This window comes from Eggerthella timonensis, from assembly GCF_900184265.1.
GTDB classification, from domain to species: domain Bacteria; phylum Actinomycetota; class Coriobacteriia; order Coriobacteriales; family Eggerthellaceae; genus Eggerthella; species Eggerthella timonensis.
The window spans coordinates 1,733,834-1,757,101 of the sequence record NZ_FXXA01000002.1; the positions used below are offsets into that span (position 1 = coordinate 1,733,834).

18 protein-coding genes are annotated in these 23,268 nt (G+C 67.6%); 10 read left to right on the plus strand and 8 right to left on the minus strand.

Annotation, left to right across the window (positions count from 1 at the left end):
• Window positions 1-100: 100 nt before the first annotated feature.
• The 3 genes from C1A15_RS07195 to C1A15_RS07205 form a co-directional block, all read right to left on the minus strand.
• Complete coding sequence (locus C1A15_RS07195) at window positions 101-766, minus strand: TorD/DmsD family molecular chaperone (RefSeq protein ID WP_101721924.1); 666 nt, start codon at window positions 764-766, stop codon at window positions 101-103.
• Between the two features lie 148 nt (window positions 767-914).
• Window positions 915-3,131 carry a molybdopterin-containing oxidoreductase family protein gene (locus tag C1A15_RS07200; protein ID WP_101721925.1) on the minus strand — a complete coding sequence of 739 codons (2,217 nt, stop codon included), beginning with the start codon at window positions 3,129-3,131 and terminating at the stop codon, window positions 915-917.
• Between the two features lies 1 nt (window position 3,132).
• Entirely contained in the window at window positions 3,133-3,957 is an 825-nt protein-coding gene (locus tag C1A15_RS07205; RefSeq protein ID WP_180953025.1) for a 4Fe-4S dicluster domain-containing protein, read from the minus strand.
• A gap of 965 nt (window positions 3,958-4,922) precedes the next feature.
• On the opposite strand from C1A15_RS07205, the gene C1A15_RS07210 reads away from it, so the two are divergent.
• Window positions 4,923-5,630: a pirin family protein gene (locus C1A15_RS07210; RefSeq protein ID WP_101721927.1), complete on the plus strand. Its 708-nt coding sequence runs from the start codon at window positions 4,923-4,925 to the stop codon at window positions 5,628-5,630.
• A 73-nt stretch (window positions 5,631-5,703) separates the two neighbouring features.
• On the opposite strand, the gene C1A15_RS07215 is transcribed toward C1A15_RS07210, so the two are convergent.
• From C1A15_RS07215 to C1A15_RS07235, 5 genes are all read right to left on the minus strand, one after another.
• A complete protein-coding gene (locus tag C1A15_RS07215) occupies window positions 5,704-6,759 on the minus strand; it encodes a DUF4097 domain-containing protein (protein WP_101721928.1) in 1,056 nt (351 codons plus the stop codon).
• Window positions 6,752-7,384: a DUF1700 domain-containing protein gene (locus tag C1A15_RS07220; protein ID WP_101721929.1), complete on the minus strand. Its 633-nt coding sequence runs from the start codon at window positions 7,382-7,384 to the stop codon at window positions 6,752-6,754. Before C1A15_RS07220 ends, C1A15_RS07215 begins: the two co-directional genes overlap by 8 nt.
• Window positions 7,381-7,695: a PadR family transcriptional regulator gene (locus C1A15_RS07225; protein WP_101721930.1), complete on the minus strand. Its 315-nt coding sequence runs from the start codon at window positions 7,693-7,695 to the stop codon at window positions 7,381-7,383. The genes C1A15_RS07220 and C1A15_RS07225 overlap by 4 nt, the downstream gene beginning before the upstream one ends.
• A gap of 616 nt (window positions 7,696-8,311) precedes the next feature.
• Window positions 8,312-9,859 carry a helix-turn-helix transcriptional regulator gene (locus tag C1A15_RS07230; protein WP_101721931.1) on the minus strand — a complete coding sequence of 516 codons (1,548 nt, stop codon included), beginning with the start codon at window positions 9,857-9,859 and terminating at the stop codon, window positions 8,312-8,314.
• Window positions 9,860-10,076: 217 nt separating this feature from the next.
• Window positions 10,077-11,594 carry a flavocytochrome c gene (locus tag C1A15_RS07235; RefSeq protein ID WP_101721932.1) on the minus strand — a complete coding sequence of 506 codons (1,518 nt, stop codon included), beginning with the start codon at window positions 11,592-11,594 and terminating at the stop codon, window positions 10,077-10,079.
• Between the two features lie 304 nt (window positions 11,595-11,898).
• Between C1A15_RS07235 and gatC the strand changes: the two genes are divergently transcribed.
• The 9 genes from gatC (at window position 11,899) to hisC (ending at window position 23,228) form a co-directional block, all read left to right on the plus strand.
• Window positions 11,899-12,210, plus strand: a complete 312-nt coding sequence (gatC, locus tag C1A15_RS07240) for an Asp-tRNA(Asn)/Glu-tRNA(Gln) amidotransferase subunit GatC (RefSeq protein WP_101721933.1) — start codon at window positions 11,899-11,901, stop codon at window positions 12,208-12,210.
• A complete protein-coding gene (gene gatA / locus C1A15_RS07245) occupies window positions 12,210-13,802 on the plus strand; it encodes an Asp-tRNA(Asn)/Glu-tRNA(Gln) amidotransferase subunit GatA (protein ID WP_245864963.1) in 1,593 nt (530 codons plus the stop codon). Before gatC ends, gatA begins: the two co-directional genes overlap by 1 nt.
• Window positions 13,803-13,804: 2 nt before the next feature.
• The gene (gatB, locus tag C1A15_RS07250; protein ID WP_101721934.1) at window positions 13,805-15,379 is read left to right on the plus strand and encodes an Asp-tRNA(Asn)/Glu-tRNA(Gln) amidotransferase subunit GatB; all 1,575 of its coding nucleotides are present in this window, start codon (window positions 13,805-13,807) and stop codon (window positions 15,377-15,379) included.
• Between the two features lie 66 nt (window positions 15,380-15,445).
• The gene (locus tag C1A15_RS07255; protein ID WP_101721935.1) at window positions 15,446-16,960 is read left to right on the plus strand and encodes an alanine/glycine:cation symporter family protein; all 1,515 of its coding nucleotides are present in this window, start codon (window positions 15,446-15,448) and stop codon (window positions 16,958-16,960) included.
• Between the two features lie 81 nt (window positions 16,961-17,041).
• Entirely contained in the window at window positions 17,042-17,326 is a 285-nt protein-coding gene (locus tag C1A15_RS07260) for a holotricin-3 (protein WP_101721936.1), read from the plus strand.
• Between the two features lie 173 nt (window positions 17,327-17,499).
• On the plus strand, window positions 17,500-18,393 hold the full coding sequence (locus tag C1A15_RS07265; RefSeq protein ID WP_101721937.1) for a DUF2797 domain-containing protein: 894 nt from the start codon (window positions 17,500-17,502) through the stop codon (window positions 18,391-18,393).
• 649 nt (window positions 18,394-19,042) lie between these two features.
• A complete protein-coding gene (gene hisZ / locus C1A15_RS07270; protein ID WP_101721938.1) occupies window positions 19,043-20,779 on the plus strand; it encodes an ATP phosphoribosyltransferase regulatory subunit in 1,737 nt (578 codons plus the stop codon).
• A gap of 3 nt (window positions 20,780-20,782) precedes the next feature.
• Window positions 20,783-22,141, plus strand: a complete 1,359-nt coding sequence (gene hisD / locus C1A15_RS07275; protein ID WP_101721939.1) for a histidinol dehydrogenase — start codon at window positions 20,783-20,785, stop codon at window positions 22,139-22,141.
• Window positions 22,134-23,228 carry a histidinol-phosphate transaminase gene (gene hisC, locus C1A15_RS07280; RefSeq protein ID WP_101721940.1) on the plus strand — a complete coding sequence of 365 codons (1,095 nt, stop codon included), beginning with the start codon at window positions 22,134-22,136 and terminating at the stop codon, window positions 23,226-23,228. Before hisD ends, hisC begins: the two co-directional genes overlap by 8 nt.
• The last annotated feature ends 40 nt before the right edge of the window (window positions 23,229-23,268 follow it).

The following is a 23,268-nucleotide window of genomic DNA, read 5'->3' on the forward strand; positions in this document are numbered from 1 at the left end:
TTCGGAGGCATCATAGCAGGAGTTGCCCGTCGGTTCCAACGGCAGCGCACGGCGCGAGCCGAAGGCTGCGGAGCGACTCGCTCCGTGCCCCCTGCCGCGCTCAGTCGCCCAAGCCCCTCAGCTCTTCCACGAGCTCGCGATCTTCGTGCAGGTGAACGACCAGCAGCTTCGCCAAACCGCGGTAGAAGCCGGTCTGCGCGGTCTTCTCCATAGTGTCGGAGAACGAGGGGACCCAGGTCAGCAGATGTTCGTCGAGGAACGCGGCCTGGACGTCCAGCAGACGGCGCAGCTCCGCGTCGTCGCCCTCGTCGCATGCCTTCGCGGCGCGCTCCGCCATCGCCTGCATGAACTCCAGCTCGAGGGCGATGTGATCCTCGCCCAGCCGTGCGGCGTCGGATGCCCGGAGCCCTTCGGAGCGGTAGAGCGCGCGCACTTCGTCGCGCGCCCGATCCATCACGAGGTGCTCCTCGGACGTGTGCACCGACTCGTTGGGATAGGGGGCGGTGCGGGTCGAGCGCCGGCGCACGACGAACAGCCGCGCGAAGTCCACGGCCAGCTCGGTGCGCGCATGCTCGTCGGCGGTGGCGAGGTACGAGCCCATCGCCCGGTTCGCCTCGTCGAGCGCGGCCGACCCCGTGTCGTCGGGGAAGGGCAGCGCGCGCAAGCCTTCCAGCAAGGCCTCGTCTATCTCGCGGTTGAACAGCCGCGCCAGCAGCCCGTAGGGCGCGCAGCGGCCGGCAAGCGCAAGGGATACCTGTTCGTCCATGGCGGTTCCTTCCTCCGTCTCGGTGGCGGGAACCTGCTCGCACGCGTGATTGCAGTCCCGCGCCGAGCAGGTTCCCGCCACCCGGGTTGCTCCGGGCCCCGCGCAGGGGAGGGAGGGATGCGCGGGGCCCGGAAAGCGGGTGGTCAGGCTAGATCTTCTCGATCTCGCAGAGGGCGTCCTTGAAGGTGGGGAAGCCGGAGATCGGGTCGAACACGCGGTCGATGAGGAGGCACGAGTTCGCCTGCTCCCAACCGTGGAGGATCTCGACGTTGCCCGGGTGCATCATGTTGGTGACGTGCACCTTGAACTGTACCTCTCCCAGCTGGTTGAAGATGCGCACCATGTCGCCTTCTTCGAGGCCGCGGGCCTCGGCGTCCTCGTGACTCATGTTCACGATGGGCTCGGGCATGAACTGGTTGAGCCAGGGCGTGTGGCGGTACTTGCTGTGCACGTACCAGGGCACGCGGTTGCCGGTGGTCAGGATCAGCGGGTACTTCGCCGCGAGGTCGGGCGTGGACACGGGGCTGACGTGCGGCTCCTCGTATTTCGCCAGGCCCTCGAAGCCGAGCTTTTCCAGCAGGCCGCTCTTGAACTCCATCTTGCCCGACGGCGTTCCGAAGCCTTTCTGCTCGTACTGCTTGGGCGACCATTCGCCCGCAGACGGCAGGGGGTAGATGCCGGGCAGGGCGTTCTGCACGTCGTCGACCGTCGCGCCCGATCCGCCGGCATCGAGGTAGGCCTGCATGCACGCCTTGAGGTCGCCGTGGAAGCACTCTTCCTCGAAGCCGAGCGCGCAGCCGATGTCGAGCAGGATCTGCCAGTCCTCGCGTGCTTCTCCGGCCGGTTCCATGGCGGCCTGGCTGCCGATGAGGCCGGTCGGCTGCGACTGGAACGGCGCGATGCGTTCCCAGCACACGGCCGTGGGCAGCACCATGTCCATGTAATCGTGGGTCCACGGGTTCAGGTGGATGTCGATGGCCACGGCGAAGTCGAGCGTGGACACGGCTTCTTGGATCTGCGTGGTCTGCGCGAAGTTCATGAGGTTGGTGCCCAAGAACACGCCGGCGTGGATGAGACCGTCGTTGATGTACTCGAGCAGTCCGTTGTTCTGGTAGTACGTCGAGGTCGCCGACCACACCGGCCACCGCTCGACGCCGGCGCGCTGGTCGAGCAGCTCCTTCGCCACGTCCTTGAGCTGGAAGGACGAGTCGTCGGTTCCGGTGATGCCCGGGGCGATCTTGTTGCAGCCCTCGCGGTCCCAGTAGCCCATGAGGCCGAGCAGCTGGTGGATGGCGCGGGTGCTCTGCACGCCGTTGGAGTGATGCGTGGTGGAGTGGGGGCTCACCCACATGGTGCCCTGGCCGCCCTCGGCCCACATGCGCGCGGCGGCGCGGATGTCGTCGGCCTTCACCCAGGTGATCTCCTCGGCCTTCTCGGGCGTGAACTCCTTCACGTACTCCTTGTACTCCTCGAAGCCCTCCGTCCAGTTCTCGACGAAGTCGTGGTCGTAGAGGTCCTCCTCGATGATGACGTTGCCCATGGCCAGCGCCAGCGCGCCGTCGGAACCGGGGCGCGGCTGCAGGTAGATGTCGGCCAGCTGCACGGCGGTGGGCGTCAGGCGCGTGTCGATGACGATGTACTTGCAGCCCGCCTTCTTGGCGTCGAGCATGCCTTTATACGCAGTGGGCTGGGGATACATCGACCAGGCGATGTTGGAGCCCCATTGGAGGTGCACCTTGGTGTCGGCGTTCGGCAGCGAGCCGGTGCGGCCGCCGAAGTCCAGGATGCCCGCCAGCATCTCGGCGAACGCGCACTGCGCGCCGCCCCACGACACGTTCGGCGTGCCGAACAGCGCGGCCACGCGGCAGAACACAGGCAGGTGCTCCTTCGGGTCGCCCGAATGGAACGTCACCGAGGGCGCGCCGTAGGCTTCCTTGGCCTTGTTGAACTCGGCCGCGATGGTGGAGAGCGCCTCGTCCCAGCCGATGCGCTCCCACTGGGGATCCTCGCCGAGGCCCTTCTTCGGATTCGTGCGCTTCAGGGGGTACAGCAGGCGGTTCGGGTCGTAGACGTTCTGCAGGCTGGTGAGTCCCTTGAGGCACGGCTTGGGCTTGGAGTGCTGGTCGTTGCCCTCCACGCGCACGAGCTTGCCGTCCTTGACCGTGCCTTTGAGACCGCAGAACACGGACTGGTTGCACATGGGGCAGGACGTGTACACGTAGGTTTCGCCCGCTTCCTCGGCGGCGAAGGCCTGATCGGGAGCGACGGTTTCCAGACCGCCCGCAGCGAGCGCGGCGGCTCCGAGGGCGGCGGCGCCGACGAAGGCGCGGCGCGAGAGGTTGATCGTGCTGTTCGGCGTGGTCATGTTACTCGCCTTCCCTTCCCTCGGTGCTGCCTGCTGCGTGCTTCTTGCCGCGGACGTTGCCCGCCGCGAACCCGGCTCCGGCCGCCACGGCGGCTACCGCCACCGCGCCGACTCCGATCACCGCGGCGTTCGGGCCTTGGAACTCGCCCTGGGGACCGGCTGGATCCGCCTCGCTCGCTACGATGCTGGGCACGTTCGAGATGTTCGTCATGAGCGTCTCGCGCAGGCTGAAATCGCGGTCGCCCTTTACATAATACAGCGACGTGCCGCGCAGGTTCTCGGCGTTGCTCTCTTTGATGTACGTGCTGATCTCGCTCGAGGGGTCGTCCACGTCGCCGAAGATGCGAGCGGCCATCGGGCAGGCTTCCACGCAGTGGGGCAGCCCGCCCTCGTCGACGCGTCCGGCGCAGAAGATGCACTTCTCGGCCACGTCCGCGTGCGGGGTGCCGTAGCTCTCGTAGGGCGCGGCTTCGGCGGATCCGAAGTACCACTCGTCCTTGAAGCTGATGGTGCGCGCCTCGTAGGGGCACACCATCACGCAGGCCCCGCAGGCAAGGCACGCGTCGTAGTTGACCGTGACGATGCCGTCGGCGCGCTGCGAGCTGGCGGCGGTGGGGCAGGCGTGCACGCACGGGGCGTCGTCGCAGTGCATGCAGGCGTGGGGCAGGGCGAAGCGGTCGCCGTCGGGCCATTCCCCCTGCTCGATCGTGTCGACCGTGCTCCAATGCACGCCCGGCCTCTGGTTGTTGTTCATCTGGCACGTCACCACGCAGGTCTGGCATCCCGTGCACCGTGTCAAATCGATCACCATGCCGTACTTCGTCATGGCGTCCCCCTTTCTCGTTGAACCTTGCTCTCGTCCGTAGCTGGCGGCATCCGGCAACCCGGACGACCGCATCGGCGCCCTCGTCGGCACCGTGGAACCCCGATCCTCCCTTCGCGCTCCCCTGCCGTCTCGGCGGCCCCTTTGTTCTATCGTTATATTATTCTATAATACTAGAATAATCAAGTGGGTAAGTAGAACAACGGGAGGGTGGGACGCAAGAGCATGCGGAGGGCTCCGGTGGCGCATGCGTTCGCGAGCGACCTTGCTCTTGGAAGCTCGCATGTTCGGGTCCCGTCTTGGGCGCGGGGCGTCGTCGGGGAGCGATACGTCCCGCGTCGCGCCGACTGCATGCCGCGCGCATCGCGAGCCGGCACGGAACGCGCCCCTTCGCCCGCAAGCGCGATCCGCGCGGAGGGAAGGGGCCGCACGCCGGCGCGAAGTCGCAGCACGTACAAATGTTTCACGTGAAACATCCGCCCGCACTCCACGCTCGGCGCGTAATCGAACGAGCTACGGCATCCCGCGCGCGTCTCCGATGCGCGGTTTTCACCCACATGTTGCGAATCCGGGCTCCCCGCGGCCCCGTGTCTTTCCGATCGGGAGCGTTTTCCCAGGTCGCCCTTCGCCGCGTCGCCTCGTGCCGCTCCCGGTGCCGCAAATACCGCAACATGTGGGTGAATACTGCACGAAAGCGGAGCGGGCGGGCAGGCTCGACAGAGGGTTATGCGCCGAACAGGGGAGTCAGGACGAATGTTTTACGTGGAGCATCGCAGCCCCTAATTCGTCGTCTTTGGGCGCAGGACGCCGTCGGAAGCCGGGACGCTTCGCGCCTGCTCCCGCTTTGCCGCCTGCCCGTTGAGCATGCCCCTCATCATCTCGTTACGTGCGCGACATGCAATCGCCACGCGTGCCGCGCGGGCGCACGCTATGATCGCTTCAACGACAACTAGAAGGAGCGATTCGCCATGATCAAGGTCATCAAGCACGAGAACATGGGCCGCAGCGACCGCGGTTGGCTGCACAGCCTGTTTCATTTCTCGTTCGCCGAGTACTACAATCCCGACAACATCAAGTTCGGAGCGCTGCGCGTGGTCAACGACGACCGGTTCGATCCGCACGGCGGATTCGACACGCATCCGCACGACAACATGGAGATCATCAGCTACGTCGTGGACGGCCAGCTCACCCATCGCGACAGCCTGGGCAACGGCAGCAGGCTCGAACGCGGCGACGTGCAGTACATGAGCGCCGGAAGCGGCATCATGCACAGCGAGTTCAACGACACGAGCGAGCCGCTGCGCTTTCTGCAGATATGGATCCTGCCCGACGAGAAGAACGTGGAGCCGAACTACGGCGACCACCGCTTCGACTGGGAGGATCGCGTGGGGAAGTGGATGCCCATCGCCTCGGGCGAGGAGGGCTTCGCACCCATCCGCATCCATCAGGACATGAGGGTGCTCGTCAGCGCCATCGGCGCGGACGAGATGCTGTACTACGACCTCGATCCGGCGCGCCAGGCCTACCTCATCCAGATCGAAGGCGAAGGCATGGTGAACGGCAACGAGCTGGCCGAGGGCGACGCGGCCGAGATCACCGCCACGCGCGAGATCACGGTCCGCGCGAAGACGCCGTCGCACTATATCTTGTTCGACATGGCCGCCGACGAGGCGTGATCGCCCCCATGCGGAAGGCCCGCAGCGGATGCTGCGGGCCTTCATCGCGCTTTCGCGCAGGGAGGGAGGGCGCTTAGAGGGTCGGAGCTGCGGGAGCTTCGGGCGCCGTGGGGGCATCGGGGGCCTCCGGAGCTTCCGGGACGGACGACGAGTTCGGCGTGCCGTCGCCGCCGCTGTTGACGCTCGCGCCGCCGCCGGAGAACGTGAGCGTCACGTTGCCGCTCATCGTATGGGCGCTCACGTGGCGCGACGCCGTGGAGCTGCCGGCCGGGGAGTGCACGTCGCCGCTCACCGACGAGGCCTCGATGGCGTACTCGCTGTCCGATCCGGCGAACGAGACGCTCACGTTGCCGCTTACGGCGTCGAACTTCGCGTCGGTGGCGGACACCTCCGTCGCCAGAACGTCGCCGCTGCCCATGTGCGCATCGAGGGCGAGGGTGCTCACGCCCCGCAACAGCTGGCCGCCGCTCGCGGTGTCGAGCTTCACGATCTCGGACGCTTCGATGTCGGAGAGTTGCACGTTGCCGCTCATCGTGGTGGCGCTCAGGTACGAGCACCGAACGTCCGTCGCCTGCACGTTGCCGCTGGCCGCGCTCGTCACGACGTCATTCGCGACGAGGCGGGCGAGCCCGATGTCGCCGCTCGCGGTCTTCGCCGTGACGGAGCTCAGGTCCTCCAGGCCGGCGATATCCACGTTGCCTCCCATGAGGTCGATGTCGAGCGTGCCGGTGTAGCTGCGCGGCACCTTCACGACGGTGGTGTGATCCTCGAACGATCCTATCATCATGATGCCGATGTACGATTCGCGCGAGCCCTCGATGGCGATGGTGCCGCCGCTGTCCGCCACGTCGAAGCGCTTCCGTTCGTTCGTCCAGTACGTCACCTCGATGGCGTCGCCGTCGGTCGCCTCGAAGCGCACGTTCTCGCCCGCGTCGCGCAAGACGATGGCGGTGTGGGGGCTTTCCGCCTCGGGATCGAACGTCTTCGTGGTGGACGTCCAGTTGCGGGCTTCGGTCGACAGGTTCTCAGGGTTGAACCCGGCTGCCGCGAACGCGCCGAAGGAGATGGCGCAGCCTCCGACGACGAGGGCCGTTGCGACGATGAGCAATGTCTTCTTACCTTTAGACATGGGCTGCTCCTTCCGGTGCGATCGGGCTGGCGTCGTTGCGCTGCAGCTTGATGAACAGCCCCTTCACCCAGCGGGCGAACGAGTGCGTGAGGTTGATGAGGCCCTTGCTTGCGGCGAGGACGCCGAACCAGGAGAACAGCCCCATGCCCGCGCAGGCCAAGCCGCAGCCGAAGATCCAGATGCCCGAGAGGGGGAATCCGATGGCCGCGCACCAGGCGAGGCCGAACACGCCGACGGGCGCGCACACCAGCAGCGCGACCACCACGGCCCACAGCGCTACGACGACGGCCCAAATGGCCATATAGATGGAGAACACCGCGACGACGAACGCCAGCGCCAGCGTCACCCAGATGGGGGAGAGGATTGCCAGCAGCACGATGTTGAGCGTGCGGCTGCCGGTGTTCGCCTTCGCGATGGCCTTCGGGATGGCCGGCGTTTCGGCGATGATCTGCGCCGCGATGGCGTCCACTGGGCCGAGCGCTGCCACGGCCTCCTGCTCGCCCATGCCGTCCTCCACGCGATCGTCGATCATCTCGGCGTAGAACGCGATCGATTGCTCCACCTCGTACGACGGCAGCTTGCCGAGCGCGCGCCGCAGCGCATCCAAGAACTCGGTCTTGTTCATCGGTTGGCACCTCGTTTCACATACTCGTAGACGTCCAAAACGTCGTCCCATTCCTTCAAAAACTCGTCGAGGTAGGTGACCCCGGCGGGCGTGATGCGATAGTACTTGCGCAGACGTCCGTTGTGCTCAACGGCGTACACCGTCAGCAATCCTGCTGTTTCCAATCGTTTGAGCAGGGGATACAACGTCGATTCCGTAAGATGCAGGCTCGACGGCACGTCTTTGACGATCTGGTATCCGTACGAGTCTTGGCGGTTGATCGATGCGAGCACGCAGACATCGAGAAACCCTCGCTTCAATTGTGCATCCATCGCATACCTCCTTTCGCCTTATACTATATGACACATAGTATAAGGCGTCAACGGGTATTTGGAGAATTATCGGGAGAGGCGGGCGGGGGAGGGGCTGCCGATCCGCGCAGAGCGCCGTAGGGTGCAGAGGGCTGTGCGTCGGGTGCAGGAGCGCGACATCCTTCGGCTCGCTTCGCACGTTCGGGAGACGGCGGGCGTGTGCTCGCCCAGGATGGCGTCTCGGCTGCGCGTCTGCGCCCAAGAGGGGGTCGACCCTCGACGTTTTGGGCGCAAATCGGCAGTCATGACAAAAACAAGGGTTCCGGAACCCCTGTTGCAACGGCGATGCGAAACGCCACCTGGCCTTTTCTTGTCTCAAACGGGTTTTTCGGAGAGGAATCCGCCCCCGAGATTGTCACAGCTTTCGATTCGCGCCCAGCTTCCGCCGCGCGCCCCTACGCCGCCGCGTGCCGCCGCCGCGTCGCGCGGCGGCACTCCCTGGCGGGATGTCTTGTCCGCAGGCTGCGCGTCGAACCGGGAAGGGCCAGGATGTTTCACGTGAAACATCCGTTCGAGCACCGTGCTCCGCCCGGCTGCGCTCCGGCGCGGGGGCGCAGCCTTCCGCGGGCGGCGACGGCTAGTCGAGGGGCTGCTCGTCGATGCGGTCGAGGAGCTCCTGCTTGGTGTGGACGTCGAGCTTCGCGTACACGTTCTTGACGTAGGTCTTCACCGTGTTCTCGGACAGGAACAGCTTCTCGCCGATGGCGGTCTTGCTGCGCCCGCGCGCGAGCAGGGCCACCACCTCGTGCTCGCGCTCCGTGAGGAAGTAGCGCCGCTTCAGCTGCTCGAGCTGGCGCGTCAGCGTGTCGCCGGCGGCGTCGGTGTCCGCAGCCGCGCCGCCGCCGGCAAGCGCCGCCTGCGCATGGGCGGCTATGCTGCTCGCGATGCCCCCTCCGCGCGTGCGGAAATCGGCGAACAGGGGGCGCGTGCGCGGGATGGAGTCGCCCAAAAGCAGCGCCATGCTCACCGCCAGCAGAAGGACGATGACGGTGGTGATGCCGACGGCTGCCGCCGAGTGGGGCTCGACGACCCAGATGAGCGCGCGTCCCAGCTCGCGCGGCAGGATGTGCGCGACCCATCCCAGCCCGAGGATGGCGTACGGCGCCCAGCTGCTGTGGCGCGCGATGTCGTAGCAGCTGTACCACAAAAGCCCGAGCGAGAACGTGTTCGCCGCCGCGATGAGCATGGCGCCGAAGGGCGCCAGGGGCTCGCTCATGGAGGCGAGCGTCAGCACGCCGGCCACCACGAGCGTGACGGCGACGTTCCACAGTGATGAGAACTTGAGCGTGCGCCCCGCCACGAGCGCCCAGCCGATCACGCCGAGCGAGAGCGCGACCGCCCCGACTTGGTGGAGGGCCTGGAAGAGGAGGGGAAGCTCGATGGAGGCTCCCGAGGGGAAGCCGCGCGCGATGCCGAGGGCCAGGTTGAACAGCGCGACGCCGGCGAGCAGCCGCACGAAGGTGGAACGCGGTTCCCGATCGTACACCGGCTCGGGCGGGCGCGCGGCATCCTCGCGGACGCCCGGCGCCTCGCGGTCTGCGCGCGCGTCGAGCAGCGCCTGCGCGCGCTTGAACGCGATGCAGGACAACGTGGGCATGAGGATGGCTGCGAGGAGCGCCACGTTTTCGGGGACGATGCCGAGGAACAGCCCCAGAAACGAGCTGGCCGCAAGCGACAGGAACGCGTACAGCAGCGCCTCTGCGGGGCGCAGGCGAACGTAGAAGCACATCCACATGCCGCCGCCCCAGATGATGCCGAACCCGGCCAGCGCGCACGCCGACGCGACGAGCGTCTGGCTGGGGTACACGCTCTCCAGCAGGAACAGCGCGCTCGCCGCCGTCATGGCGGCGGCCGAGACGAGGCTCAGGGCGTTCTGCGCCTTGGGCGAGAACCCGCGGCGCGCGATGATGGCGAGCATGACCAGGATGAGCACGGCGCGCAGCAGGTTGGCCGCGATGGTGATGATCCCCGAGTCGGTTGAGGTGTAGCGATCGTACAGGTCGGCTTGGATCCAGATGCGCACGGCCACGAGGCCCAGGAAGTTGATCGAGAAGAGCGGCAGGTGCCGCGCGAGGAACGCGGAGAACCCCCGTGCATCCGATCGTCCGTCAACCGCGTTTCCCATGCAACCCGCTCCCTATCGTATCTCTGCTCCGACGGGTCACAGTATAGCGGAAGCGGGCGATGGAAGCGGGCGGCGGGATCGGGCTGCGCGGGCGCCGTCGCCTCGGGAACGGAAAACGCGGGCTGCGCGGGCGTCGTCGCCTCGGGGACGGCTGCTCCTCGGAAAAACGGCGACGGCGGCCCGCTGGCCGCCGTCGCTCGGGAGGGAGGGCTTGCTGTTAGCGGCCGAGGAACTCCAGCACGCTTTCCGCGGCGCGGTGGCCGAAGACGTTGATGTCGCAGATGGCGTTGCCGCCAAGGCGGTTGCCGCCGTGGATGCCGCCCGTCACCTCGCCGGCCGCGAACAGGCCGGGGATGGGGTCTCCGCTCGCGTCCAGCACGCGCGCCTCGGTGTCGATGCGCAGGCCGCCCATCGTGTGGTGGATGCCCGGCGCCACCTTGATGGCGTAGAACGGCGCCTCGTCGATGGGGTAGCGGCTCTTCCAACGGCCGAACGGGTCGTCGACGTCGTCGGCTATCGCGCCGTTGTACGCTTCCATCGTGGCCGCGAAGTTGGCCGCGTCGACGCCCATGAGCTCGCACAGGCCCTCGAGCGTGTCGGAGGAGAGGGCGAGGTCCTTCTCCTCGAACTTCTCCTTGATGCTCTTGTTCTCGTCGTAGACCTTGCGGTCGAACACGGCGAACGCCCAACCGCCGGGCTGCGCCCATTCGGCGGCCGACACCACGTCGCGCGTGAGCAGCTCGTCGGTGAAGCGGTTGCCGTCGGCGTTCACGAGGATGGCGCCGTCGCCGCGGATGCCCTCGCTCAAGAGGATCGACGTGCTCTGCTCGACGGTGGGGTGCACCTGGATCTGCTCGATGTCCACGATGTCGCCGCCTGCGGCCTGGCCGAGCAGGATGCCGTCGCCCTGCGCGCCGGGCTGGTTCGTGGTCACGGCCTCGCGCAGCTCGGGACGGTACTGCGCCAGCATCTCGTGGTTCGCGCCGAACCCGCCCGCGGCGATGACGATGGCGGGAGCGTGGTAGTCGACGAGGTGGCCGCTGCGGTCGTCGAGCGCCCGCACGCCGGCGATGTTCCCGTCGTCGCCGATGAGGATCTCCTGCACGCCCATGTGGGTGACGGCGTCGACGCCGCGCTGGGCGCACTGCTCGCACATATGCTTGACCAGGTACTTGCCCACGGCGCTTCCGTCTTCGGGGCGATGGATGCGCGGCACCGACGCGCCGCCGGACGTGGAGATCTTCGTGAGGTTCATGCCGCGCTCGGCGAGGCGCTCGATGGCGGCGTTGGAGTTCTCGCACATGTAGCGGATGAGATCCATGTTGCCCAGATCGTGGCCTCCCTTGAACGTGTCGGACGCGAACAGGTCCACGCTGTCCTCGATGCCCTCCTCCTTCTGCAGCTTGGTGCAGCAGGCGTTCATGCCGCCCTCGGCGAAGCAGGTGTTGCCGCCCGCCACGGCCATCTTCTCCAGAAGGATGACGCGCGCGCCGCCGTCGTGCGCGCTCATGGCAGCCGTCATGCCCGCGCCGCCGGCCCCGACGACGATCACGTCGTACGACCCGCCGTCGCGCGCCTCGCTCGCGCTCGCCTGGCTCGGCGCGCATCCGGAGAGCCCCGCCATCGACATGGCCGCGAGCACGCCCGAGCCGATCGCCCCGCGCAGGAAGTCTCGTCGTCCGATGGCCCTGCCGCCCATCGCGGTGGTCTGGATGTTCTGATCGCCCTTCGTCATGATTGGTTCCCTTCCCTCGTTTCGGTGCGGTTTCTATGCCCCGGACGATATACCGCGCGGCGGGGGGCAGGGCAGCCGACGAACGGGTGGGTTCTACACCCGAAGCGGGTGATTCTGCGGATCAGGGGCCGAAAGACGCCCTTCCCTTCGAGAAAAATCGTGCGGCGCGGGCGTGCGGGGCTGCGGGGGCCGCAAGGTTTGCTATTATGGACGGCGTTATGTTTTCACCTGTTCCACCTTCGGTTTCCGGGCGCGCTGCGCCGGGGCCGAGGCGTGAAAACGAGAGAAGGAAAGAGCAGGCCCTATGACCCAGCATCTCACCGAGCGCGACGTCCGCGGCATCGCGGAATACGCGCGCATCGGGTTGTCGGGCGACGAGGTGGCGCAGATGACCGCCGACCTCAACGCCATCATCGACAGCCTGAAGCCCATCACCGAATACGACCTCGAAGGAGTGGAGCCCACGTTCCACCCCATCGGCGGCCTTTCCAACGTCATGCGCGAGGACGTCGAAGCGCCCTCCTTCACGCAGGATACGGCGCTCGAGAACGCGCCGAAGCAACAGGACGGCAGCTTCCTCATCCCGTCGATCCTCGGAGAGGGGGGCGATCGCTGATGGCTTCCTCCGCACCCGCGTTCGCCGCGATGAGCGTGCGCGAGGTCCGCGCCGGCCTCGCCGCCAAGGACTTCTCGGCCCGCGAGATCGCCGAGAGCTCGCTTGCGCGCGTGCGCGCGCTCGACGGCGCCACGCACGCGTTCCTCGAGACCACCGAGCAGCTGGCGCTCGAGCAGGCGGCCGCCCTCGATGCCGCCGTGGCCGTCGGCACGCTGGACGCGTGCGGGCCTCTGGCCGGCGTGCCCGTGGCGTTCAAGGACAACATGAACCTGAAGGGCACGCACACCACGTGCTCGTCGACCATGCTCGCCAACTACGTGTCGCCCTACACGGCCACGTGCGTCGAGCGCACGATCAACGCCGGCGGCATCCCGCTCGGCAAACTCAACATGGACGAGTTCGCGTTCGGCTCCTCCACGGAGACGAGCGCCTTCGGCCCCACCCGCAACCCGTGGGACCTCGCCCGCGTGCCCGGCGGCTCGTCGGGCGGCAGCGCGGCGGCCGTGGGCGCGGGCCTGGCCACCATCACGCTGGGCAGCGACACGGGCGGCTCCATCCGCCAGCCCGGCAGCTTCTGCGGCACCGTGGCCGTCAAGCCCACTTACGGCGTGGTCAGCCGCTACGGCGTGGTGGCCTTCGGCAGCTCGCTTGACCAGGTGGGCCCGTTCACGCGCTCGGTGGAGGACGCGGCGTATGCGCTGGGCGCCATCGCCGGCCGCGACGCGCTCGACTGCACGAGCCAGGCCGTGGACGTCGACTTCACGGCGAACCTGGCCGAGGGCGTGCGCGGCATGCGCATCGGCGTGGTGCCCGCGTTCATGGAGGCCCGCGGTCTCACCGACGAGGTGAAGGCCAAGGTGGAGGAGGCCGTCGAGCACCTGCGCGCGCTCGGCGCCGACATCGTCGAGGTGGAGCTGCCGAACGCGCAAGCCGCGATGAGCGCCTACTACGTGCTGGGCCCCTGCGAGGCGTTCAGCAACCTCGCGCGCTTCGACTCGGTGCGCTACGGCTACTGCGATCCCGGCCACAAGGACCTCGGCGGCCAGTACGAGGCCAGCCGCGCCAAGGGCTTCGGCCCCGAGGCGCGCCGCCGCATCATGCTGGGCAGCTACCTTCTGTCCGCAGGCGTGTACGATACCTATTACTATCCGGCGCAGCAGGTGCGCACGCTCATCACGCAGGACTATGCGCGCGCCTACGAGCAGGTGGACTGCATCGTCGCGCCTGTGTCGCCGCGCACAGCGTTCACGTTCGGCGAGGTGAGCGATCCCACCGACATGTACCTGTCGGACATGTTCACCATCTCCATCAACATCGCGGGCAACGGCGGCATGAGCCTGCCGGTGGGCCTGGGCGCGCAGACGCAGCTGCCCGTGGGCGTGCAGCTGATCTCGCCGCAGTTCAAGGACGAGAACATGCTGCGCGTGGCCGCCGCGCTGGAAACCGTGTACGGCCCGGCCCCCGTGGCCCCGGCCTTCGCCCCCGGGCGACCCCTCCCGGAAGGCTCGACGGCGAACATCCCCGACGCCGCCGACGCGGTCTCCGGCGTCGACCTGCCCGGCCTGCTCGACGACGGAAAGGCGGGTGAGTAGCCATGAGGAAGCTCGAAGAGGTGCTGCAGGACTGGGAGGCCGTCATCGGCCTGGAAATCCATGCCGAGCTCACGACGCTCGACACCAAGATGTTCTGCGGCTGCAAGCTGGAGTTCGGCGCCGAGCCGAACACGCACACGTGCCCCGTGTGCCTCGGCATGCCCGGCGCGCTGCCCGTGCCGAACCGCGCGGCCATCGAGTCCATCGTGCTGGCGGGCCTGGCCACGAACTGCGACATCGAGAAGCACTCGATGTTCTACCGCAAGACCTACATGTACCCCGACATGTCGAAGAACTACCAGACCACGCAGGGCCCCGTCGCCTTCTGCATGCGCGGCCACCTCGACCTCGACGTGGACGGCGCGGCCGCGAAGGAGCGCGTCGACCTGGACGGGCTCGACGTGGGCGAGAGCCGCGGCAACGTGACGCGCACGGCGGACGGCTACACCGCCCACGTGGGCATCACGCGCATCCACATGGAGGAGGACGCGGGCAAGATGGTGCACATTGGCGGCGGCGAGGGCCGCATCGCCGGGGCCACGCACTCGCTCGTGGACTACAACCGCGCCGGCACGCCGCTCACCGAGCTCGTGACCGAGCCCGACCTGCGCACGCCCGAGGAGGCGCGCCTGTTCATGCAGAAGCTGCGCCAGATCTACCTGGCGCTCGGCATCTCCGACTGCTCGATGGAGGAGGGCAGCATGCGCTGCGACGGCAACGTGTCGCTGCGCCGCCGCGGCGCCAAGGAGTTCGGCGTCAAGACCGAGCTCAAGAACATGAACAGCTTCAAGAACCTCCACGACGGCCTGGCCTACGAGATCTGCCGCCAGGCGGAAGTGCTCGAGGAGGGCGGCCAGATCTTCCAGGAGACGCGGCACTGGGACCCGTCGGCCAAGCGCACCATCGTGATGCGCGTGAAGGAGACGGCCGACGACTACCGCCTGTTCCCCGACCCGGACCTCGCGCCCTACGACCTCGACGACGCGTGGATCGACTCAGTGCGCGCCAAGCTCCCGGAGCTGCCCGACCAGAAGGCGCGCCGCTTCGAGGACGCGTTCGGCCTGAGCGCTTACGATGCGCGCCACCTCGTGGAGCATCGCGAGACGTCCGACTTCTTCGAGGCGTGCATGGAGCTTGCCGGGCCGGACGCGGCCAAGCTGGCCAAGCCGGTGGCGAACCTCGTCATCAACGACGTGACCGCCTATCTGAACGCCGCAGACGGCGTGAAGCTCGCCGACACGGCGCTTTCGCCCGCCCGCGCGCTCGAGCTCGTGCGCTTGCAGGCCGAGGACGCGATCTCGTCCAAGCAGGCCAAAGAGGTGTTCGCGGCCGTGCTCGACGAGGACAAGGACCCGGCGGCCATCGTGGAGGAGCGCGGCATGAAGCAGGTGTCGGACAAGGGCGCCATCGAGGCCGTGATCGACGCGGTGCTTGCCGCGAACCCCGACAAGGTGGCGCAGTACCAGGGCGGCAAGACCGGTCTGATCGGGTTCTTCGTGGGCCAGTGCATGAAGGAGATGCGCGGCCAGGGCAACCCCAAGCTCATCAACGAGCTGTTGGCGAAGAAGCTCGGCTAAGCGTGCGCGCCGCCGCCTCGGGAAGGGCGGCGGCGTGCCTCGTTCTAGGAAAGGGGAGGAACACCTATGGACTTCAACGAACTGCTCGTCGGGATCACCGGCGAGGTGAGCGGGTTTCTGTACACGTACATCCTGCTCATCCTGCTCGTCTTCGTGGGCGTGTACTTCACGATCCGCACGAAAGGCGTGCAGATCCGCTTCATCAAGGACATGTTCACGCAGCTGACGGAGAAGAAGCACGTCCAAGGCGAGCGCTCCATCTCGTCGTTCCAGGCGCTCATGGTGTCCACGGCCTCGCGCGTGGGCACCGGCAACATCGCCGGCGTGGCCACGGCCATCGCCACGGGCGGCCCGGGCGCCGTGTTCTGGATGTGGCTCATGGCCATCGTGGGCGCGGCCTCGGCGTTCGTCGAGTCGACCCTCGCGCAGATCTGGAAGGTGCGCGGCAAGGAAGGCGAGTTCCGCGGCGGCCCGGCCTACTACATCGAGAAGGCCCTCGGCAAGCGCTGGCTCGGCATCCTGTTCGCCGTGCTGCTCATCCTGTGCTTCGCGTTCGGCTTCAACGGCCTGCAGGCCTTCAACGCCACCTCGGCGCTCGAGTACTACATCCCCGACTACGCCACGAACGGCACGGCCATCGCCTGCGGCATCGTGCTGGCGGTGATGACCGCGTTCGTCATCTTCGGCGGAGCGAAGCGCATCAGCGTGATCACCTCCATCATCGTGCCCATCATGGCCATCGGCTACATCGCCATCGCGGTGTGGACCACCCTCGCCAACATCACCGAGCTGCCGGGCGTGTTCGCCATGGTGTTCGCCTCGGCGTTCGACGTCCAGGCCATCTTCGGCGGGTTCGCGGGCTCGGTGGTCATGCTCGGCATCAAGCGCGGCCTGTACTCCAACGAGGCCGGCATGGGCTCGGCGCCGAACGCGGCCGCCACGGCGTCGGTGTCGCATCCCTGCAAGCAGGGTCTCGTGCAGAGCCTGTCCGTGTACATCGACACGCTGCTCATCTGCACGTGCTCGGCCATGATGGTGCTCGTGTTCTACGCGCAGGATCCGGAAGCCGCCGCCGCGCTCAACGGCATGCCGCTCGTGCAGATGGCCGTGAACAACTCCGTGGGCGAGTTCGGCATCCACTTCATCACGTTCGCCATCTTCGCCTTCGCGTTCTCCAGCCTCATCGGCAACTACTTCTACGCCGAGAACAACCTGCGCTTCATCAAGGGCGACAGCAAGGCGCTGCTGTTCGTGTTCCGCCTGGTGTGCCTGGGCGTCGTGTTCTACGGAGCGGTGAACAGCTTCGACCTGGCGTGGAACCTCGCGGACATCTTCATGGGCTTCATGGCCCTCGTGAACCTCATCGCCCTGCTCTTCCTGGGCAAGTGGGCGCTCGCCGCGCTCGACGACTACACCCGTCAGCGCAAGGAGGGCGTCGACCCGGTGTTCGTGGCCGACCGTATCCCCGGGATGCCGAAGACCGAATGCTGGCATGTGTCCGAGGTGCACGATTACGGCAAGCCGCCGGTCCAGGAGTACCTGGACGACGCGCTCGACCCCGAGTACGTCGGGCTGAACTGACGCGCGCTGCTCGACGGGCGTGGTAGGATAGACGAAAAGGCGGGCGCGCGGGCGGATGCGCGCCATGGGAAAGGAATCGGCATGGCTGACGACGACCGTCGCGCGGGCGACTGGCTGAAGCGCGACTTGCGCAAGAACGCGAACGACCTGATCGAAGAGCCGAACCAGAAGGTTTGGTACAAGCAGACGTTCTGGATCGTCTTCTTCCTCGTCGTGTTCTGGCCGGTGGGCATCGTGCTGTGCTGGAGGAGCGACTGGCACATCGTGGCGAAGATCCTCTGCTCGGTGGCGGTGGCGTTCATGGTGTACTTCTCGGTGACCATGTACCAGGCCACGCAGGCGCTCATGGCGGCGGGCGTGGCGTAGCCCGCCCCGTTTCGAACGATCGCGTCTCCTGCGCCCCGTTTTGCGGGGCGCAGGCTCGTTCTGTGCGATTTTTCGCCATTCGCCGCGCGTGGCCGCGGCGAATGCTCCTTGTGCGGTATCATTCGCGTCGAAAAACGTGATCTATTCGGTACGAGTTGCACAAGGACATTGCTATGACGAACTTCGCGAACGGTCGCACGACCGTCCTGGCGGGCCACGGCTTCGCCGAAACCGGCCCCTACCTGCTGATCAACGACGTGGAACGGGGCACCCAGCACCGTTTCGCCGTGCTCGGGAACACGTTCTCGCTGCGCCGGCTGCCGGCCCGGCGCTGCGTGGGGCGCTTCGACCTCGCGTCCTACACGAAGGAGGTCTGCCCGCTGGGCGTGGAGCTGCTTCCCGACGCGAAGGACACGATGTGCCCGGCGTGCCAGGAGGCCACCGGCTTCAACCCCTCGTTCTACTACGCCGATTTCATCTCGGCCCAGCAGCGCGCCTACAATCTCACGCCCCACTTTACCTATCTGGCGTACTTCTCGCCGAAGCACGTGAAGGCGGGCATCTCGTCTGAGACGCGCGGCATCGAGCGCCTGCTGGAGCAGGGGGCACGCGCGGCCCGCATCGTGGGACGCTTCGAAAACGCCGACGACGCGCGCGAGCTGGAAGCGGCGCTGTGCGCGCAGCCCGGCATCATGGAGACCATGCGCGCGTCGAAGAAGGTCGACCTGCTCGTGAACGAGCGTTTCGACTTCGCCGAGGCGAAGGACGTGCTCGATGCTGCGGTGAAGCGGCTCGGCCTCGAGGGCGCGGAGCCGGCCGAGGACCTGTCGCCGCATTACTTCGGCGGGCCGTCGCCCGACTGCCACGACCTGCAGGTGCCCGAGGGCCACGACGACGAGTGCGGCGGCCGTTGCGTCGGCATGGTGGGCGGCGCGCTCGTGTTCGAGCAGGAGGGCACGAACTACGTCGTGTCCGTCAAGGAATGGGAGTCCCACGAGGTCGAGCTGCTCCAAGACGAAGTGGTGTGCACCTACGATTTCGCCCCCCAGCAGTTCTCGCTGTTCTAGGGTGGGACGGGAGAGGGCCTGCGCCCTCGTTCCGACAATGGCACGCGTGTGCGGTGTTGGCCGAAATGCCGCAGATCAGGCTTCTCTCGACTTTCTTGCCTTTTCTGCGGCAGACGGCATCGCCGGCTTCGGATTCGTTGCTTTTCAGCAGCAGCGGCGCGGATGGACGACTCGATATGCTGCAAAATCGGGTTTTTGGCAGCAAGGAGCAGAAACGCTCTCGGTGGAAATCCTGCGACCTGGCGTTTTCCGGCTTCTCACATGCTTGAAGGCTTTCAATGGCGCTGAAACCGCGGAAATTGCTGCCAAAAACCCGATTTTGCAGCAGATAGCTCAACTCAAGCGGACATCCGTCGCTCGATGCGGGCGGCGTTTTCAGCGTACGAGGACTAGATAGGATACAGCGTCTTCTTCCGCGGCTAAACATTCTTGCCCCGAGATGCGGCGAGGCTGCCCCCGCGCCCCTTTCATGACGTACAATGTGGCCGTTCTCCAAAACATCGTGCGAACAGCTTGCTTTACTACTCTACTGTGATAAAGTACCAACAGCGAACAAAGAACCGCCCGGCAATGCGGGCGCGACGAGACGAACGCGGACGCCGGCGACAGGACGCGCGGCGTTGCGGCGATACGACGAAGGAAGAAGACCATGGATTACGTGACACCGGCAGGGTTCAGGGACGTGCTCGCCGACGAGGCGTGCACGCGCGAGCGCATCGCCCGCGACGTGCAGGCGTGCTTCGCCGCGCGCGGCTACCTGCCCATCGAGACGCCCACGCTCGAGGTCATGGACGTCATGCGCGCGGGAGGCCGCATGCCCGGCTCGCCCTTCAAGTTCTTCGATGCGAGCGGCGACCTCTTGGCCATGCGTCCCGACGTGACGCTGCAGGTGGCGCGCATGTGCGCGACGCGGCTCGCGGGCCAGCCGGGGCCGCTGCGCTTCCGCTACATGCAGCGCGTGTTCCGCGAGGCCGAGGGCCGCATGCAGGCCCAGGCGCGCGAGATGACGCAGATCGGCGTGGAGTGCATCGGCGAGGCCGGGCCGCAGGCCGACGCGGAAGTGGTGGAGCTCATGGCGGAGGCGCTCGAGCTGGCGGGCGCGCGCGGCTGCAAGCTGGCGCTGGCCACGGTGGGCGTGCTGCGCGCGCTGCTCGCGGCGAGCGGGGCGTCGGCGCAGTGGACCGAGCAGGTACTGGCCGCGTTCCACGCGTCGAACTTCGTCGAGGTCGACCGGCTCACGGGCGAGGGGACGGCCGTGCCGCCCGTGTTCGCCGCGGCCATCCGCGCGCTGCCGCGCATCCGCGGCGGGCGCGAGGCGGTGGGGCAGGTGCGCGCGCTCGTGGCGCCGCTCGGCTGCGAGGACGGCCTCGACGACTTCGAGCGCACCTGCGACCTGCTCGCCGAGGCGGGCCTGGCCGATCGCATACTCGTGGACTTCTCGGTGATGAGCTCGTTCGACTACTACACGGGCATCGTGTTCGAGGCCTACGCGCCCGAGCTGGGCACCCCGCTCGGCAGCGGCGGCCGCTACGACAACATGATCGGGTCGTACGGCGAGAGCCGTCCGGCCGCCGGCTTCGCGTTCTCGCTCGAGCAGGCCATGGCCGCCGCTGCTTCGGCTCCGCCGGCCTCCCGGCCGACGGAAGCAGCCGACGCTGCGGCTTCCCTCGGCACCCGATCTCGCGGCGATGCCGACGGACCTGCGGCGTTCGACGCCGAACGCCCGCTGCGCATCGCGGTGCCGAAGGGCTCGCTCAACGCCGACACGGTGGCCGCGCTCGGCGCGGCGGGCCTCGACGTGACGGGGCTCGACGACCCAGGCCGCCAGCTCATCATCCGCAACCCGGGCGTCGAGTACGTCATCGTGCGTCCCACCGACGCGCCCGCGTTCGTGTCGCTCGGCGCCGCCGACTGCGGCATCTGCGGGAAGGACTCGCTCTTGGAGGCTGCCTCCGACGTCGTGGAACTGGTCGACCTCGGGTACGGCGCGTGCCGCTTCGTGGTGGCCGAGCCCGCCGGCGCCGCCAACGCGGCCGACGAGCACTACCGCCGCCTGGGCTCGCTGCGCATCGCCACGAAGTACCCCAACATCACGCGGGCCCACTACGCGAAGACGGGCACGCAGGTCGAGATCGTGAAACTGCACGGCAACATCGAGCTGGCGCCGCTCACGGGCATGGCCGAGCGCATCGTCGACATCACGGCGACCGGCACCACCCTGCGCGAGAACGACCTCGTGGTGGTCGACGAGGTCCTTTCGTCGACCGCGCGCTTCTTCTCGAACACCTGCGCGTTCCGCACGGACGCGCGTATCGTACAATTAGCGGACGCGCTGCAGCAAAACGCGGAGGCCTCCGCGCAGCGTTCCGGCGAGGAAAAGGAGTAGCCCATGCGCCGCATCATCCTGCAACCCGGCGAGCAGTTCACCAACGCCCACCTCAAGCGCACCGGCGCGTTCAACGCCGCCGCGCTGACGGCGGCGACCTCCATCATCGAGGGCGTGCGCGAGCGCGGCGACGAGGCCCTGCGCGCCTACACCGAGCAGTTCGACGGGGTGCGCGTGGAGAACTTCCGCGTCAGCCAGGCCGCCATCGCCGAGGCCATCGTGAACGTGGACGACAAGACGGCGAAGGCCCTGCGCCAGGCCGCCGTGCAGATCCGCGACTTCCACGAGCGCCAGAAGCAGCAGAGCTGGTTCACCGTGCGCGAGGACGGCGCGCTCGTGGGCTCGAAGGTGGAGCCGCTGGAGTCCGTGGGCATCTACGTGCCGGGCGGGCGTGCGCTGTACCCGTCGTCGGTGCTGATGAACGCCATTCCCGCTGCCGTGGCCGGCGTGGGGCGCATCGTATGCGTGACGCCGCCGACGGCCGACGGCTCGCTCGATCCGGCCATCCTGGAGGCGTGTCGCATCTCCGGCGTCACCGAGATCTACGCGGTGGGCGGGGCGCAGGCCATCGCCGCGCTCGCGTACGGCACCGAGTCCATCGCGCCCGTGGCCAAGATCACCGGCCCCGGCAACGCCTACGTGGCGGCGGCGAAGAAGGTGGTGTCGGGCGACGTCGGCATCGACATGATCGCCGGCCCGTCCGAGGTGTGCGTCGTGGCCGATTCCACGGCCGATCCGGCGCTCGTGGCCATCGACCTCATGGCGCAGGCCGAGCACGACCCGCTGGCCGCCTGCTACCTGGTCACCTTCGACGCGGCCTATGCCGACGAGGTGGAGCGCATGGTGGAGCGCCATCTGAAATCGTCCACGCGCGCCGAGATCACGGCCGCCTCGCTCGCCGACCAGGGCCTCGTCGTGGTGTGCGACAGCATGCCCCAGGCGATCGAGACCGTGAACGTCATCGCCCCCGAGCACCTCGAGCTGCACGTCGACCACGCCTTCGACCTCTTGGGCGCCATCCGCAACGCGGGCGCCATCTTCCTGGGAGCCTGGACCCCCGAAGCCGTGGGCGACTACGCGGCCGGCCCGAACCACACGCTGCCCACGGGCGGCACGGCGCGCTACGCCTCGCCTTTGTCGGTGGACGAGTTCGTGAAGAAGTCGAGCGTCATCCAGTACTCGTCGCAGGCGCTCGCCCGCGACGCCGACATGGTGATGACCATCGCGCGGCACGAGGGCCTGTGGGCGCACGCCATGAGCGTGGAGATGCGCAAGAACCTGCTGGATACGGGCAACGTGTATGGGATAGAGGGCGGCGACGGCGCGGGCCGCGCGGCCGGAGGCGGGATCGCCGATGCGTAGCGTGTGCGCGGCCGCGCCGCAGCTTGCAGGCGTGGTGCCCTACGATCCGAAGTACCTGCCCGCCACCGCCATCCTGTCGGCGAACGAGAACCCGCACGACGTGGACGACGAGATCCGCCGCGACATCATGCGCGAGGTGAAGCGTCTGCCCCTCAACCGCTATCCCGACCCGCTGGCCAACGACCTGCGCGACATGATCGCCGAGGCGAACGGCCTCGACCGCGACCAGGTGCTCGTGGGCAACGGCGGCGACGAGCTGCTGTTCAACCTCGCGTTGGCGTGGGGCGGCCCGGGGCGCACGTTCCTCAACCTGCCGCCCACGTTCTCGGTGTACGATGCCAACGCCCGCCTCACGGGCACCAACGTGGTGGACGTGCCGCGCCGCGCCGACTTCTCCATCGACGAGGAGGCCGTGCTGGCGCGGGTCGCCGAAGGCGGCGTCGACTACCTCGTGGTGACGAGCCCGAACAACCCCACGGGCCAGCTGGCCGGCGAGGAGTTCATGCTCCGGCTGCTCGACGCCACCGACGCGCTCGTCATGGTGGACGAGGCCTACTTCGAATTCTCGCGCCAGACGATGCGCCCCTATCTGGCGCAGCACAAGAACCTCGTCATCCTGCGCACGTTCTCGAAGGCGTTCAGCCTGGCCGGCGTGCGCATGGGCTACATCCTGGGCGACGCCGAGGTCGTCCGCGAGTTCGCCAAGGTGCGCCAGCCGTACTCGGTGGACGCCATCTCGCAGGCCGTGGCACGGGTGGTGTACGCGAACCGCGCGAAGTTCGAGCGCGGCATCCTCGCGGTGATCGAGGAACGCGCCCGCCTGATCGAGGGGCTGAAAACGATCCCCGGCGTGAAGCCGTTCCCATCAGATGCCAACTACGTGCTGTTCCGCGCGGAGAACGCGGCGATCGTGTGGGAGGCGCTGTACGAGCGCGGCGTGCTCGTGCGCGACTTCTCGAGCGCGCCGCACTTGGAGAACTGCCTGCGCGTGACCGTGGGCGCCCCCGAGGAGAACGACGCGTTCCTGCGCGCCCTGCGCGACGCGGTGATGGGAAAGTGCGACGTGCGCCAACCCCTCGTGCGCTGAGGACGCGCACGTGGTCGCCATCCTTGCCCGGCGCGCATTC

Bases quoted from the DNA above. Each gene is read 5' to 3' on its own strand.
- C1A15_RS07195 (WP_101721924.1), bottom strand. From the start codon at position 766: ATGGACGAACAGGTATCCCTTGCGCTTGCCGGCCGCTGCGCGCCCTAC.
- C1A15_RS07200 (WP_101721925.1), bottom strand. From the start codon at position 3,131: ATGACCACGCCGAACAGCACGATCAACCTCTCGCGCCGCGCCTTCGTC.
- C1A15_RS07205 (WP_180953025.1), bottom strand. From the start codon at position 3,957: ATGACGAAGTACGGCATGGTGATCGATTTGACACGGTGCACGGGATGC.
- C1A15_RS07210 (WP_101721927.1), top strand. From the start codon at position 4,923: ATGATCAAGGTCATCAAGCACGAGAACATGGGCCGCAGCGACCGCGGT.
- C1A15_RS07215 (WP_101721928.1), bottom strand. From the start codon at position 6,759: ATGTCTAAAGGTAAGAAGACATTGCTCATCGTCGCAACGGCCCTCGTC.
- C1A15_RS07220 (WP_101721929.1), bottom strand. From the start codon at position 7,384: ATGAACAAGACCGAGTTCTTGGATGCGCTGCGGCGCGCGCTCGGCAAG.
- C1A15_RS07225 (WP_101721930.1), bottom strand. From the start codon at position 7,695: ATGGATGCACAATTGAAGCGAGGGTTTCTCGATGTCTGCGTGCTCGCA.
- C1A15_RS07230 (WP_101721931.1), bottom strand. From the start codon at position 9,859: ATGGGAAACGCGGTTGACGGACGATCGGATGCACGGGGGTTCTCCGCG.
- C1A15_RS07235 (WP_101721932.1), bottom strand. From the start codon at position 11,594: ATGACGAAGGGCGATCAGAACATCCAGACCACCGCGATGGGCGGCAGG.
- gatC (WP_101721933.1), top strand. From the start codon at position 11,899: ATGACCCAGCATCTCACCGAGCGCGACGTCCGCGGCATCGCGGAATAC.
- gatA (WP_245864963.1), top strand. From the start codon at position 12,210: ATGGCTTCCTCCGCACCCGCGTTCGCCGCGATGAGCGTGCGCGAGGTC.
- gatB (WP_101721934.1), top strand. From the start codon at position 13,805: ATGAGGAAGCTCGAAGAGGTGCTGCAGGACTGGGAGGCCGTCATCGGC.
- C1A15_RS07255 (WP_101721935.1), top strand. From the start codon at position 15,446: ATGGACTTCAACGAACTGCTCGTCGGGATCACCGGCGAGGTGAGCGGG.
- C1A15_RS07260 (WP_101721936.1), top strand. From the start codon at position 17,042: ATGGCTGACGACGACCGTCGCGCGGGCGACTGGCTGAAGCGCGACTTG.
- C1A15_RS07265 (WP_101721937.1), top strand. From the start codon at position 17,500: ATGACGAACTTCGCGAACGGTCGCACGACCGTCCTGGCGGGCCACGGC.
- hisZ (WP_101721938.1), top strand. From the start codon at position 19,043: ATGGATTACGTGACACCGGCAGGGTTCAGGGACGTGCTCGCCGACGAG.
- hisD (WP_101721939.1), top strand. From the start codon at position 20,783: ATGCGCCGCATCATCCTGCAACCCGGCGAGCAGTTCACCAACGCCCAC.
- hisC (WP_101721940.1), top strand. From the start codon at position 22,134: ATGCGTAGCGTGTGCGCGGCCGCGCCGCAGCTTGCAGGCGTGGTGCCC.